General features: G+C 42.2%; 11 protein-coding genes. 9 read left to right on the top strand and 2 right to left on the bottom strand.

Translation table 11 applies throughout. From position 1 onward, the window contains the following. The first annotated feature begins 34 nt into the window (after nucleotides 1-34). A complete protein-coding gene (locus tag AB7942_RS03565; protein ID WP_369445816.1) occupies nucleotides 35-1261 on the top strand; it encodes an RtcB family protein in 1227 nt (408 codons plus the stop codon). Between the two features lie 268 nt (nucleotides 1262-1529). On the opposite strand, the gene AB7942_RS03560 is transcribed toward AB7942_RS03565, so the two are convergent. Then, nucleotides 1530-1940, bottom strand: a complete 411-nt coding sequence (locus AB7942_RS03560; protein ID WP_369445815.1) for a DUF1761 domain-containing protein — start codon at nucleotides 1938-1940, stop codon at nucleotides 1530-1532. 124 nt (nucleotides 1941-2064) lie between these two features. Next, the gene (locus AB7942_RS03555; RefSeq protein ID WP_369445814.1) at nucleotides 2065-3021 is read right to left on the bottom strand and encodes a D-2-hydroxyacid dehydrogenase; all 957 of its coding nucleotides are present in this window, start codon (nucleotides 3019-3021) and stop codon (nucleotides 2065-2067) included. A gap of 250 nt (nucleotides 3022-3271) precedes the next feature. On the opposite strand from AB7942_RS03555, the gene AB7942_RS03550 reads away from it, so the two are divergent. The 8 genes from AB7942_RS03550 to AB7942_RS03515 all read left to right on the top strand — a co-directional run bounded on the left by AB7942_RS03550 (nucleotide 3272) and on the right by AB7942_RS03515 (nucleotide 14269). Beyond that, complete coding sequence (locus AB7942_RS03550) at nucleotides 3272-4483, top strand: MFS transporter (RefSeq protein ID WP_369445813.1); 1212 nt, start codon at nucleotides 3272-3274, stop codon at nucleotides 4481-4483. 221 nt (nucleotides 4484-4704) lie between these two features. After that, nucleotides 4705-5472 carry a 3-hydroxyacyl-CoA dehydrogenase gene (locus AB7942_RS03545; RefSeq protein WP_369445812.1) on the top strand — a complete coding sequence of 256 codons (768 nt, stop codon included), beginning with the start codon at nucleotides 4705-4707 and terminating at the stop codon, nucleotides 5470-5472. Between the two features lie 129 nt (nucleotides 5473-5601). Next, nucleotides 5602-7347, top strand: a complete 1746-nt coding sequence (locus tag AB7942_RS03540; RefSeq protein WP_369445811.1) for a sigma 54-interacting transcriptional regulator — start codon at nucleotides 5602-5604, stop codon at nucleotides 7345-7347. A gap of 178 nt (nucleotides 7348-7525) precedes the next feature. Then, nucleotides 7526-9061, top strand: a complete 1536-nt coding sequence (locus AB7942_RS03535; protein ID WP_369445810.1) for a long-chain-fatty-acid--CoA ligase — start codon at nucleotides 7526-7528, stop codon at nucleotides 9059-9061. Nucleotides 9062-9249: 188 nt separating this feature from the next. After that, on the top strand, nucleotides 9250-10395 hold the full coding sequence (locus AB7942_RS03530; RefSeq protein WP_369445809.1) for an acyl-CoA dehydrogenase family protein: 1146 nt from the start codon (nucleotides 9250-9252) through the stop codon (nucleotides 10393-10395). Nucleotides 10396-10409: 14 nt separating this feature from the next. Continuing rightward, nucleotides 10410-11567 carry a thiolase family protein gene (locus AB7942_RS03525; RefSeq protein ID WP_369445808.1) on the top strand — a complete coding sequence of 386 codons (1158 nt, stop codon included), beginning with the start codon at nucleotides 10410-10412 and terminating at the stop codon, nucleotides 11565-11567. Between the two features lie 17 nt (nucleotides 11568-11584). Then, a complete protein-coding gene (locus AB7942_RS03520) occupies nucleotides 11585-13159 on the top strand; it encodes a fatty acid--CoA ligase (RefSeq protein ID WP_369445807.1) in 1575 nt (524 codons plus the stop codon). A gap of 15 nt (nucleotides 13160-13174) precedes the next feature. Continuing rightward, nucleotides 13175-14269 (top strand): CaiB/BaiF CoA transferase family protein, encoded by a 1095-nt coding sequence (locus AB7942_RS03515; RefSeq protein ID WP_369445806.1) that lies wholly within the window; start codon nucleotides 13175-13177, stop codon nucleotides 14267-14269. The last annotated feature ends 49 nt before the right edge of the window (nucleotides 14270-14318 follow it).

Raw genomic sequence — 14318 nt, 5'->3', positions numbered from 1 at the left:
CTATGGGTAATCTGTTTTGAAGGAGGGAAAACGAGTGATTAAAGTAACGGGTGCACAAACAGAGGCTTGTGTTTTTTCGAACTATCCTCAGGAAACAGCCCTAGAGCAAATCCAAGAGCTATGCAATCAAGCTTTTTTAAAGGATACAAAGATTAGTATTATGCCAGACTATCACGCCGGTAAAGGTTGTGTGATTGGAACAACCATTCAGCTAAAGGATAAGGTCGTCCCCAATCTAGTGGGTGTAGATGTCGGCTGCGGCGTGTTAACCGTCAAACTTCAGGATCAAAAAATTGATTTTAATAAACTTGATCAAGTGATCCGTACGTATGTCCCGAGTGGGCAGGAGCTTCATACAGAGGAGACAGTCGGGTTTATTACTACGAGTTTTCCCACCATTCAAGAATTTAAAGCAGAACACATATTGAGTGAAAATAGAAGCCTTTATAGCTTAGGTACATTAGGCGGAGGGAACCATTTTATTGAGGTCTCTGTGGATACCGATGGCTATCACTATTTAACCATACACACTGGCAGCCGCTATGTTGGGGCGAAGATTGCCACCTACTATCAAAAGGTAGCAATCTCAAAACTTCGTCAGCAGGATTTAACTGATATCATTGACCAATTAAAGGCAGAAGGACGTCAAAAAGAAATCGAAGCAATGATTAAAAGCTATAAAGAAAAGAATCCCGTTATTCCGAATGATTTAGCATATTTGGAAGGCGAGGATTTTCATAACTATATGCATGATATGAAGTTGGCTCAAGCATTTGCAAAAGCTAACCGCGAAGAAATTGCAAGAGCGATCACGGAAAATATAGGACTAGAGGAGCAGGACCGCTTCGATACGGTACACAATTATATCGACACGGAGAACCTGATTTTACGAAAAGGGGCCGTGTCCGCGCAAAACGGCGAACGTCTTATTATTCCGATTAATATGAGAGACGGGTCGATTCTAGCAGTCGGTAAAGGGAACGATGAATGGAATTATTCTGCTCCGCATGGTGCGGGTCGCGTATTGAGCCGGACGAAAGCAATGAAAACTCTCAATATGAACGATTTTCATAAAACAATGGAGGGCGTGTGGACGACGTCTGTTTCGGAAGAAACCTTAGATGAAGCGCCAATGGCCTATAAGTCAATGAATGAAATTTTAGAAAAGGTAGAAGAAACTGTTGAGATTGCAGGTTTCATTAAACCGGTTTATAACTTTAAAGCTAGTGAAAAGTACACACCTGGAAGGTTTAAAAAGTGATAGATTGGCAGAGGGAGACTGTAAAGGTCTCTCTTTTTTATGTGAATCTTGGAGGAATGGTCTTTTTTATAGGAAGATTGCGGGGCTTTTCTTGGGAAATATGGAAAATAATCATAATGAATTGAACGGGTGGGGATTGAAAAAATGGACGGACAAATCCTCCTTACCAGCAAGCCATACGAAAAAACAATTTTTACAGTTAAACTAACAAGAAATACCTTTTAAATAAAAAAGGGTGCCTCAAAACTTGAGGCACCCTATACAAATTCTAAGAGGCAAACGCTGCAATAATGATGCCCATGATCGTAAGGGAGAAGATGTGATATCCCGCACTTATGAAAAACAATGTGTACTTTCTTGATTCAAAAAAAGTCGGCGATAACTCGCGAAAGGCTGCAACTAGACCAACAAGAAACCCAATGAATGCACCCTCAAGAATCGTGACATTATCTAATAAATGTATAAATAAAGAGAGAATTATAGCTGTGATGATGCCACCAAGAGTAGTTAATGCATACCCGACGTTGGCCCCTTTTGGATCGATATCCTCCATTTTCTTCCCAAGAGCCTTCACCCATATGTTTGAAAAAAGAAGCGGTGAGTACCAAAGTGCTCCGATTACCATGTTTGCCACAACTGCTAAAATAGTAGCTATGATACTTATATCTGTAAAATTCATCCCATATGCCCCTTTTATTTTCTATGTGTTTGGTGAATTATACCATATCAGACCAAGCTATAAAAAGGACAACTCCATTTTGGGGTATTTCTATTGTGATATGCTGCTTGAAAGTACTCCTTTATTAATATCCTTTTGAAAAATTAACAAGATTAATCGATGGGATATGACCAGAAAGATATTCTTTTAAGTTAGGGATCAAGATGTTTTCAATGACCCGCTGATTATAGTGATCGGTTGACCCAGATGTGTGTGGGGTGACGATTACATTTTCCATCTCCCATAACGGACTTTCCGGACTCAACGGTTCTGTTTCAAACACATCGAGTCCTGCTCCAGCGATTGTTCCTTCCTTTAATGCCTGGATAAGGTCAGCTTCCACGACAATCTCCCCTCGACCGATATTCATAAAGAATGCGGATGTCTTCATTTGCTTAAATTGTTCTGCGCCAAACATTTGATTCGTTTCCTTGGTGAGCGGTAATGTAACCACAACATAATCACATTGTGGGAGCAGCTGATCTAATTGGTCTGGAGTATACATTTCATCCACATAGTCCTCTGGCTTTCCAGAGTGCCTGACACCAAGGACGTGCATGCCAAATGCTTTAGCGATTTTCGCTGTTTCTTTCCCAATGGTACCGACGCCGATAATGCCAATGGTTTTTTCATGTATTTCTAGTCCCATATGGGCATGATGCCAAGTTTTCTTCTGTTGGTTTTTAACATAGGTATGGATTTTCCGTGTTAAGCCAAGCATTAATGCAAAAATTGTCTCAGAAATTGGATAGGCATGGACGCCATTAGCACTAGTCAAGTAAATGTTTCTAGAATTCATCTCTTCAAGCGGCAGGTAATCAACACCGGCACTCCATGATTGGAGCCACTTCAGCTTGGAATGTGGAGCGAGGCAGTATTCTTCTATCCCATTATGCCAGCCAGCGATGATTTCAGCGTCCTTTAGATGCTCTTGCCAAATATTTTTATCCTTGCCTACAATCAATTCCCAATCAGGAATCATCGCATTGATTTGTGTTATGTAATCTTGATCAATATTACGGGTGATAACCATTTTTTTCATAAGTAGGGATTCCTCCAATTTAACAATGTTTACTATATTTAATGATAACGGAAATCAAAAAAATTGATAAGGTTTTTGTTTACTAGTCGGACACTAATCCGAAGAAACCAGCCAATTTTATAAAACTATCTGGTATCCAAATATTCTTTTTCCATCTTCTGTGCTATTATTTAGAAATACGAAGTAAATATAAGTAAGCGGATCTTCAGTGTGAAGATTCTTTTTTATTGGAGTGAAGGGAGCGGATTGTTTGAAAGAGCGTTTGTGGACGAAGTCGTTTATTATGCTCATGGTGGGAAATCTGTTTGTGTTTATGTCTTTTCAAATGCTTATTCCCACACTACCGCCATATATAAAATCCATTGGGGCTTCGGGGCTGGAGATTGGCCTAGTGACGGCATTGTTTTCGATTGGCGCTGTCATTAGCCGGCCGTTTATCGGCTTTATGCTTGAGTATAGGCCTAGAAAGGCACTAGTTTTAATAGGAGCAATTATGCTTTTACTGGTCACGATTCTTTATCCAGTTTCACAGGTTGTGGTGATTTTTCTATTATTCCGTTTTGTCCATGGTCTTGCCTGGGGCTGGTCAACAACTGTAAATGGCACAGCGGCGGTTGATGTGATTCCAAATTCACGGCTCGGTGAAGGGATGGGCTATTTCGGACTTTCGATGACAATTGCATACATTATTGCCCCTAGTGTAGGAATATTTGTTTACAATATTACTTCTTTCACGAATCTAATTTATTTTTCAGCGATATTAGGGGTTATCTCGATCATTTTACTTACTGCTGTAAAGTATCAAACTCCTAAAGCAGTGATAAATACTAGAAAAGAAGAATTGAAATTTTCCTATCTAGGTTCACTGGTTGAAAAATCAAGTTGGTTTCCAGCATTTATCACGATTATCATCAATTTAGGTTACGGATCGGTGGTCACATTTATTGTCATTTTTGGTGAAGATCGTGGCATTGAGCAGATCTTTTTATTTTATATTTTTAATGCGGTGATGGCCACATTGGGCAGACCATTTGCAGGGAGATGGTTTGATGAAAAGGGCCCAATAGGACTTGTATTGTTCTGTACATTCGCTACATTTGTTGGCATATGGGTACTCTCTTTTGCACATTCCAGCTTATTTATTGCCATTTCAGGTGCATTATTCGGTATCGGATTCGGTTGCTTGATACCAACGCTGCAATCTTGGGCCTTACTCATGACACCTGCACATCGACGAGGTGTGGCCAACGGGATGATCTTTTCGTCGATTGATTTGGGGATTGGGCTAAGCGGTCTTATTTTTGGGTTGCTCGCCCAGTTTGTTGGGACGGCATCCATCTTTCGAATCGCTAGTCTTTTTCTCATAGCAGCTATTGTTTTAGTTGTAATAATGGAAAGAAGAAGACGAGCGTCATTACAAGAAGACGTGGTAGCAAAGGAAAAGGTCAGGACATCATATTAATGAGGTCCTGACCTTTTTATGTCTTAATCCAGCCTAGGAGCCATTTCATCTACAACTTTATATAACTGTTCAGTAATTGATCACTTTTCGGGCATAGATGTCCATACCTAAAACACATTCATTAAAGGTAAACAGTAAATGACCATTATTCTAGAGTTTTTCTCTTTGGCATAATACTTGCAAAAGAGAATCATAGGAAATCCTAATAGGAGGTATAAACAATGCAAATTCAAACTTGTCGTGCGATTGTTACCGGCGGTGCCTCAGGGCTTGGAGAGGCAACCATCCGTACCATTGTTCAAAACGGAGGAAAAGCGGTTATTTTTGACCAATCGGAAGAAAATGGTTTACGTCTCCAAAACGAACTTGGTGAAGCCGTTTTATTTTTAAAAGCAGATGTCACTATAGATGAAGACATTCAGGAAGCAGTTAGTAAAGCTGCTGCGTTTATGGGTGGAGTGAATACCGTAGTGAACTGTGCAGGGATTGGGATTGCAGAGAAAGTGCTCGGCAGGAATGGCGTGCATAATCTTTCACTTTTTTCAAAAGTCATTCAGGTGAATTTAATCGGTACTTTCAATGTAATTCGGATTGCTGCTGAGAAGATGACTAGTAATAAAGTGAATGAACAGGGTGAAAGAGGTGTGATTATTAATACTGCTTCTGTTGCGGCCTATGATGGACAAATTGGCCAGGCTGCCTATAGTGCCTCAAAAGGTGGAATTGTCGGAATGACCCTGCCGATTGCAAGAGAGCTTGCTCGCTACGGAATTCGTGTGATGACCATTGCTCCTGGACTTTTCCATACACCGATGTTTGATACCCTTCCACAAGAGGCGAAAGATTCGCTAGGAAATATGGTCCCGTTCCCTTCAAGGCTGGGATTCCCAAGTGAATACGCACAACTCGTTCAAAGTATCATCGAAAATCCAATGTTAAATGGAGAAACAATTAGGCTTGATGGGGCAATAAGAATGCAGCCGAAATAAAGGTTAAGTTGGGGAAGGCACAAGCCTTCTCTTTTTGTTCGTATGGAATGATCAGAAGTATTGTTAAAATATTCAAAAATATCCCTCTTTTTTGTTACAATAAAGATATGAATAAAAGGGGGTAACGAAATGCTCCAAATTAAAGAGCGTATTACGCCAGTCGATTGTATAGTTACTGAAAATACGACACTAGTTGAAGCCATCGATCTGATGAACAAAAAGAAGTGGAACCTGCTTCCTGTATCGGATGTTGGTAGAAAACTAGTTGGCGTTTTTACCCGAAGCAGTTTGTTTCAAATGGTTTTGGATGAGAATCCCCTAACCACTCCTATCAAAAAATACATAAAAGCTCAGGTTGAAACACTGCCCATTAACACCCCATATGAAAAAATTGAATTGATTGTCAAAAACAGTCAGGTTGGCACCGGTGTGGTCATTGATGACCAGGAACATGTCGTTGGAATCCTTACGAAAACGGATATGGTCATGTCACTGCTGCAAACCTCACAAGAGTTAAAAACAGTAAAAACCTTAAAAAGGACATTAGAAACAGCTTTAGACCATGCCTATGACGGGATTGTCATGACGGATGAAAAGAAAAACATCCAGATGGTCAGTCCTCCTCTACTCGAATTATTTAATCTTCAACTGGAAGCAGTTCTATATCATCCCGTTGCGAAAGTATTACCGGAACTACAATTAGACAATGTTTATCAATCAGAAACGGCTGAGGTTAGCGAATTTCTAGAAATCAATGGTATTAAATATATCGTCCACCGAATTCCTATTCAAGAGAATGGAAGAATCATTGGAGCCATTGGCAAGGTCGTGTTCAGACAATTAAATGAGGTCAGCGAGTTATTCAAAAAGTTACAGAAAGCGGAAAATAAAGCGAGTTTTTATCATCAGCAATTTCAGAAGTCAGAGTCAGCCAGGTTTACCTGGGATCACCTATTAACAGTTGATCCATATATGGATAAGTTGAAAAAAAGTGCGGCCAAAGCAGCAAAAGGAAGGTCAACTATTCTTATCCGTGGTGAAAGTGGTACAGGTAAAGAATTGTTTGCTCAAGCGATTCATAATAGCAGTGCAAGAAATATAGGGAAGTTTATTGTGGTGAATTGTGCAGCGATACCAGAGGATTTGCTAGAATCAGAGTTTTTTGGCTATGACGAAGGGGCCTTTACGGGGGCCAGGCAAAAAGGCAAACTTGGAAAGTTTGATTTAGCTAATGGCGGAACGCTCTTCCTTGATGAGGTAGGGGACATGTCACTCTCATTGCAAGCCAAGCTGCTGCGCGTGCTTCAGGAAAGAGAGTTCTACCGGGTTGGCGGTACGGTAAGAATACAAGTTGATGTCAGAATCATTGCTGCCACCAATCGAAATCTTGAAGAAATGGTCCAAGAGGGTCTTTTTAGAGAGGATTTATATTATCGTCTCAATGTTATTTCATTAAATGTCCCGCCACTCCGCAATCGACTTTATGAGACAGATCATTTGATTGGGCGGTTCATGATTGAATTGAATCAAATTTTAGGCACTAGCATTACTGGTATCGAAGATAGGGCAAGAGGAGCGATGTTAGATTACGACTGGCCTGGAAATGTCCGTGAACTGCGAAATGTCATGGAACGGGCCATGACATTTGCGGAAAATGGGAAAATTAGATTGGAGGATCTTCCCGATTATTTAGTGAAGCAGGTTTCCGTTGTAGAGCCTTCTTTAAATGTATCACTTGTCGAAAACGCAGAACTTGTAGCGATTAAAAAGGCATTAGTTCAAGTGCAAGGGAATAAAGTAAAAGCGGCTAGATTACTAGGAATCAGCCGATCCGGTTTATATGAAAAAATCAAAAAATACAAACTGCCGACCTAGGGTGAAGAGTGTCCAAAAAATGGACACCTTTTTGTGTTTTGTGTTTGCTTGAAAAACATATCGTCATTTAAGGCTGCTGCTTTTCGGGCTGATAGCCTATGTATTGTTTTTTTTTTTGAATACTGGCACAAAAATTGCATGAATATTGAGGGAAGTCTTTTTGAAGGAGGATCCTTATATGAATATCGGAAGCCTTTTAGCGCAAAATTCCCGCAAGTTTCCCGAATTATTAGCCATCGAATGTGAAGGCAGGAGCTATACGTATCGCCAATTTAATGAAGAAGTAAATAGGCTTGCAAACGGCTTATTGGTCCAGGGGGTAAATAAGGGTGACAAGCTGGCATTGATGATGAAGAATTCCGATCACTTTGTCTTTACGTTTTTTGCCGCTGCCAAAATTGGGGCGGTTGCCGTACCTGTTAACTTTCGTCTAACTGCATCAGAGGTTCACTACATTTTAGACCAGTCCGATACGTCTTTAGTTGTGTGTGACAAGGAGTTTGAACAAATAATCGCAACGGCCAAACAAGGCACGGAAACTCGGTTGGTCATTACCGTTGGTGACCCAGAAACAACTGGATACCATTCGTATGAAAGGATTTTATCCAATAATCTAAATGAGCCGGATGTTGAGGTTTCCGAGCAGGATAATTTAGAAATTCTCTACACATCGGGTACAACCGGCCGACCGAAGGGAGCTCTGTTTGATCATAGTCAAATTTTTAAAGTAGGGATTGCTGTTGTTATTAATATGGGGATTAGACAGCATGAACGAATTCTTCACCTCGCACCACTGTTCCACTCAGCCCAATTAAACTTATTCCTTATTTCTGGGGTGGCACTTGGTGCTACTCATATTATTCATCGTGACTTTCATCCAGTTAAAACACTCCAAGCGATTCAAGAACATAAAATTACCCATCTTTTTGCGGTTCCAGCTATGTATAACTTTCTACTCCAAGTTCCCAATGCAGCAGATTATGATTTATCTTCTATTAAAAGAGTCGGATACGGGGCAGCCCCAATGGCACCGGAACATGTCAAAAAAACCATTCAACTCTTTAAAACCGATCAGGTTTACAATCTTTGCGGTCTGACTGAAGCAGGGCCTGGAGGAATTCTCCTCGATCCAGAAGGACATAAACACCACCTTGGCAAGGGGGGGAAACCTATTTTCTTGACGGAAACAAGGGTTGTCAATGAAGAAGGTAATGATGTATTACCTGGAGTGATCGGTGAATTTATTGTTCGCAGTGACATGGTGATGAAGGAATATTATAAAAAGCCGGAAGAAACGAAGAGCACCTTGAAAAATGGCTGGCTCTATACCGGAGACTTAGCGACGATTGATGAAGATGGTTATACCACGTTAGTTGATCGTAAAAAAGACATGATTATATCAGGCGGAGAAAATGTTTACTCCGTTGAGGTTGAAGGTATTCTTTTTGAACATCCGGACGTCCTCGATGCGGCTATTATTGGTTTGCCCGATGAGGTTTGGGGAGAGGCAGTCTGTGCGATTATTGTGCCAAAGGAAGGTGCAGTGATAGATGAGATGGAATTGAAGAACTTCTGTCGTCAAAAACTAGCAGGCTATAAAGTTCCAAGGCGAATTTTTATAGAAGAGCAGCTGCCGAGGAACGCTTCTGGAAAAGTATTGAAGTACCAGCTTCGTCAGAAAATGAGAGAGGTGGTAAGCGGTAAATTGGACTAAGAAAATCAAAATTGGTAATCGATTTCCAGTAAATGTCGTAAAAATCGTGAAATAGGTAGTAAGTGCCCAATAATATGTAGTGAGTATCCGAAAATATGTCATAAGAGCCCAATAATATGTAGTAAGAAGAAGAATTATAAAAAAAACCAAATAGAAAGCGCTTCCACTTGAAAGTGAGGTAATTTAACATGAAACATCCATACTTAAATGAGGATCATGAAATTTTTCGCAAGTCATTGAGAAAGTTTTTGGACAAAGAAGCATATCCCTTTTATGAGCAGTGGGAGGAGGACCGGATGATTCCGCGTTCCTTCTGGAAGAAGATGGGGGAGCAGGGGTTTCTTTGCCCTGATATAGATGAAAAATATGGCGGCAGTGAGGTCGATTGGGGATTCGCGGTTGTCATAAATGAAGAGTTGGAACGAGTGGGCTCAGGCTTAATTGGGATTGGCCTCCACAATGACATTGTCGTCCCTTACATCACTGCTTATGGGACAGAAGAGCAAAAGCAGCACTGGCTTCCGAAATGTGTTACCGGTGAAATTATTACAGCGATTGCCATGACAGAACCGGGCACAGGATCTGACCTGGCAAACATCAAAACAACGGCAAAATTGGATGGAGACCACTATATTGTTAATGGACAAAAGACATTCATTACCAATGGGATTCAATCCGACCTCATCGTTGTTGCTGTTAAAACGGACCTAAATGCGGTACCAAAGCATAAAGGTGTTAGCCTCCTCGTCATCGAGAGAGATGCCCCTGGTTTTTCACGTGGAAGAAAGTTAAACAAAGTCGGGCTCCATTGCCAGGATACAGCGGAATTAATCTTTGAAGATTGCCGTGTACCGAAAGAAAACCTGCTGGGGGAGGAAGGTAATGGTTTCCTTTATTTGATGGAAAAACTCCAACAAGAACGGCTTCTTGTCGCAATTGGGGCGCAAACTGCCTCGGAAGTCATGCTCAAAATGACGATTGACTATGTAAAAAGCAGAGAAGCGTTCGGAAAACCAGTCAGCCAGTTTCAAAACACCCAGTTTAAAATTGTGGAAATGGCAACCGATATTGAAATGGGCAGAGCTTTTTTGGATCAGTTAATTGCCGAGCATATTGAAGGGAAAAACGTAGTAACGAAGGTCTCAATGGCGAAATTTAAGCTAACCGATATCGCCAAGAAGATTGCTGGAGAGTGTATGCAGCTCCATGGCGGCTATGGATATATGGAAGAATACGAGATTGCGAGACGATTCCGTGATATTCCTGTTTCCAGCATTTACGCTGGAACCAACGAAATTATGAAAACGATTATTGCGAAAAATCTAGGATTATAGAGAGGAAGATGACTATGCGTGAAGTAGTAATTGTTGAAGGAGTACGTACACCAGTAGGAAGAAGAAATGGCGTGTTAAAGGATATCCGTCCGGATGATTTGTCGGCCCTAACATTAAAGGAACTAGTCACTCGAGCAGGGATCGACCCAGCGCTTGTGGAGGACGTTATTTGGGGATGTGTTACCCAAGCGGGTGAGCAAGCAGGTGATATAGCAAGAGTTGCTGCATTAATTGCCGGATTCCCAATCGAAGTCCCGGGGACAACAATTGACCGCCAATGCGGCTCAAGTCAACAAGCTGTGCATTTCGCTGCTCAAGCGATCCTTGCTGGTGATATGGACGTGGTGATTGCCGGCGGCGTTGAAAGCATGTCTCGTGTTCCGATGGGCTCCAACTACAAAGGTGCTGAGGAACCTTTTAGTCCAAATTTAAGGTCAAAGTACGAAATGATTCATCAAGGATTGTCGGCCGAGCGGATTGCGGAAAACTATGGCTTTACCCGTGAAGTGCTGGATCAATTTTCACTTGAAAGTCATCAAAAAGCACTCAAGGCACAGGAGGAAGGTTATTTTTCAAGAGAAATTTACCCAATCGAGGTAAAGCTTCCTGACGGTACAACAACTGTCATCAAGGATGATTCTGGTCCGAGAAAAGGAACATCTATAGAAGCATTGGCAGGTCTCCGCACTTCCTTTAAAGAAGATGGAGTGATTCATGCCGGAAACTCCAGCCAAATAAGCGACGGGGCAGCTGCTTTATTACTAATGTCGCGCGAAAAAGCAGAAGAACTTGGTCTAAAACCGCGCTTCCGTGTTCACACACGCGTGGTGGTTGGTTCGGATCCAACTTTGATGCTGACAGGACCAATTCCGGCTACACAAAAGGCACTAGAAAAGTCTGGCTTATCCATCGATGATATTGATGTGTTTGAAGTCAATGAAGCCTTTGCCTCTGTTCCGCTAGCTTGGCTGAAGGAGACGGGAGCAGACCCAGCGAAACTAAACCCAAATGGCGGAGCGATTGCCCTTGGTCATCCGCTTGGCGGCAGCGGGGCGCGTTTAATGGTGACAATGATGCACGAACTTGAGCGGACAGGTAGGCGCTACGGATTGCAAACCATGTGCGAAGGCCACGGAATGGCAAATGCGACGATTATTGAGCGTTTAAACTAAGAGTTGGAGGCGATTCAATGAGCACAACAATCGGGAAAATCTTTGACTTAACGGTGAAAAAGTATCCGAACAAACAAGCGATTTACGATGTCAGAAAAAATGTCCGGTTTACTTATAAGGAATGGAGTGAACAAGTGAACCGGCTCGCCAATTCCCTATTAAAAGAAGGCGTTCAAAAAGGCGATCGTGTTTCCACCTTCATGTTTAATACCGAAGAATTAGGGACAGCTTTTTTCGCCTGTGCGAAAATCGGTGCGATTTTCAATCCGATTAATTTTCGCTTGATGCAAGAAGAAGTTGCCTATATTCTTTCTGATGCCACCCCAAAGGTTGTTCTTTTTGAAAAAGCATTGGAACCTGTTATATCAGCGATCGCCAATCGCTTCGACAAGACCTCCTTCTGGTTTATTGATGACGAGGCCCCCGCGTATGCTGCTAGTTATCAGGAAAAACTGGCCGCTTCATCAACCGAGGGCGTTCAGGTGGACGTAAAGGAAACCGATCTATATGCGTTTATCTATACCAGCGGGACAACGGGAAGGCCGAAAGGAGTCATGCACACCCACCGCAATATGGTAGACCAAAGTGTATTCTGTATTGCCTCATGCAAACTTAGAGCGGAAGACGTTGGTCTCGTAACTGCACCAATGTTTCATTGCGCTGAACTCCATTGTGCGTTCCTGCCAAGGATTCATGCAGGAGCAAGTAATGTCATTTTGCATCAATTCAATCCAAAGGCGATCCTCCCATTGATCGAACAAGAAAAAATCACGAAATTCTTTGCAGCGCCAACCATGTGGAACATGCTCCTACAAGAGGACCAAAGCAAATATGATCTATCCAGTCTGGAGCTTGGTTTATATGGTGCGGCGCCAATGGCCCCATCACTCGTTCATGCACTCCATGACAGCCTAGGAATCTCATTAATTCAAGCCTATGGAATGACCGAAATGGGCCCAGCCATTACTTTTCTATCAGAAACGGACCAACTGAGGAAAGCAGGTTCGGCAGGGCAAGCAGCCTTGAGTCATGATATTAGGGTTGTTCGCACTAGAGAAGACGGCCCCTCGGAACCTGATGATGTCGTTCCAGTCGGTGAAACCGGAGAGATAATTGTTCAAGGACCATGTATGATGGCCGGCTATTTTAACCGCGAAGAAGCGACAGAAAAAGCATTGTATAAAGGTTGGTACCATTCCGGAGACATTGGTTACCTCGATAATGAGGGGTACCTTTATGTCAATGACCGTGTCGATGACATGATTATCAGTGGCGGCGAAAATATCTATCCAAGGGAAGTCGAAGACCTCTTACATGCCCACCCAGGTGTCCTTGACGTGGCAGTAGTTGGCCAGCCAAATGACCGGTGGGGTGAGACTGTAACTGCCTTCGTGGTAAAAAAGGATCCGAAAGTAACTGACGAAGAACTGGATATACACTGCAAAAACAGCAATCAGCTTGCCAATTACAAACGCCCGAGAAAATACATTTTCTGTGAAGCGCTGCCTCGAAATGCCAGTGGGAAAATCATGAAATTTGTCTTGAGAAAACAACTTGGGGAGTTATTTACCCCAGGTACTACAAATTCATAAAAGAGGGTCCTTACTATGTTAAAAGGTATAAAAGTCATTGATTTCACGAACTACTTGCCAGGTCCTTTCGCAACCCTACGATTGGCCGAATTGGGTGCGGAGATTATTAAGGTGGAGCCTCCTGAAGGAGATCCTGCCAGGCATACGGGGATTTCAAAGCAGGGAAACGGGCTTGTTTTTTTAGCTAACAACCGTCAGAAAAAAAGCATCACTCTTAACTTGAAGGAGCAAGAAGGAATTGACACTGCCCGGAAATTAATTGCAAACGCGGATGTGGTTCTCGAAAGTTTTAGACCAGGTGTCATGGAGAAGCTTGGGTTAGGATATGAGGCGGTTCAACAGGTAAAATCTGATATCGTCTACTGCTCTATATCAGGATATGGACAAAAGGGGTCGCTATGTAAACTGGGTAACCATGACCTCAATTATATGGCTTTAAGTGGGGTTTTAGCCCAATTCAAGGATAAGGCCGGCAAACCTGTCCATCCGTCGATTACGCTTGCCGATTATATAGGCGGTTTTGCGGCTAATGAACGGATATTGGCCGGACTCGTTTCGAGAGCCTTAACGGGAAAAGGGAGCTATCATTCTATTTCGATTACTGACCAACTGGTGTCATTATTGGGGAACCATGTCATGGTTGAGAAAGAAACCGGGGCGGGAACTGGCATTAATGTTCTTAATGGAAGCATTGTTTCATACGCCTTATATGAAACGATGGATGGACGTTACATGAGCATTGGCGCTCTCGAACCAAAGTTTTGGGATAATTTTTGCAGGGCTCATGGTCGTGAAGAATGGATTCAGTCGCACTTTTCCCAATCGGTGGAGTCCAATCCAATTTTTCAAGAAATCTCAGCACTTTTTAAGAGCAAAACCTTCTTTGAGTGGATTGAATTCGCCCAAAAGGTAGACTGCTGTATGGCTCCTGTCCTCGAGATAGGGGAATTAAACGAGAACCCTTACTTTCAAGAGAATGAGCTCATCTTTGCCTCTTCTTGGGGAGACTATCAAGTTAAAATGCACAGTGACTTAGAGCAGGAATCCATTGTCCCTCCACCTCATAAAAATGAGCATAAAGACGAGATATTGAATAATATTTTGATATAAAAGGAGAAGATAGACTGCCCGAGGATCATTTGGCAGTCTATTCTTTGTA

It is taken from the genome of Neobacillus sp. BF23-41 (assembly GCF_041106275.1).
This window is presented reverse-complemented; position numbering and strand designations above follow the sequence as displayed.

Coding starts and splice junctions, on each gene's coding strand:
- AB7942_RS03560 (WP_369445815.1), bottom strand. CDS start 1,940: ATGAATTTTACAGATATAAGTATCATAGCTACTATTTTAGCAGTTGTG.
- AB7942_RS03555 (WP_369445814.1), bottom strand. CDS start 3,021: ATGAAAAAAATGGTTATCACCCGTAATATTGATCAAGATTACATAACA.
- AB7942_RS03545 (WP_369445812.1), top strand. CDS start 4,705: ATGCAAATTCAAACTTGTCGTGCGATTGTTACCGGCGGTGCCTCAGGG.
- AB7942_RS03540 (WP_369445811.1), top strand. CDS start 5,602: ATGCTCCAAATTAAAGAGCGTATTACGCCAGTCGATTGTATAGTTACT.
- AB7942_RS03535 (WP_369445810.1), top strand. CDS start 7,526: ATGAATATCGGAAGCCTTTTAGCGCAAAATTCCCGCAAGTTTCCCGAA.
- AB7942_RS03530 (WP_369445809.1), top strand. CDS start 9,250: ATGAAACATCCATACTTAAATGAGGATCATGAAATTTTTCGCAAGTCA.
- AB7942_RS03525 (WP_369445808.1), top strand. CDS start 10,410: ATGCGTGAAGTAGTAATTGTTGAAGGAGTACGTACACCAGTAGGAAGA.
- AB7942_RS03520 (WP_369445807.1), top strand. CDS start 11,585: ATGAGCACAACAATCGGGAAAATCTTTGACTTAACGGTGAAAAAGTAT.
- AB7942_RS03515 (WP_369445806.1), top strand. CDS start 13,175: ATGTTAAAAGGTATAAAAGTCATTGATTTCACGAACTACTTGCCAGGT.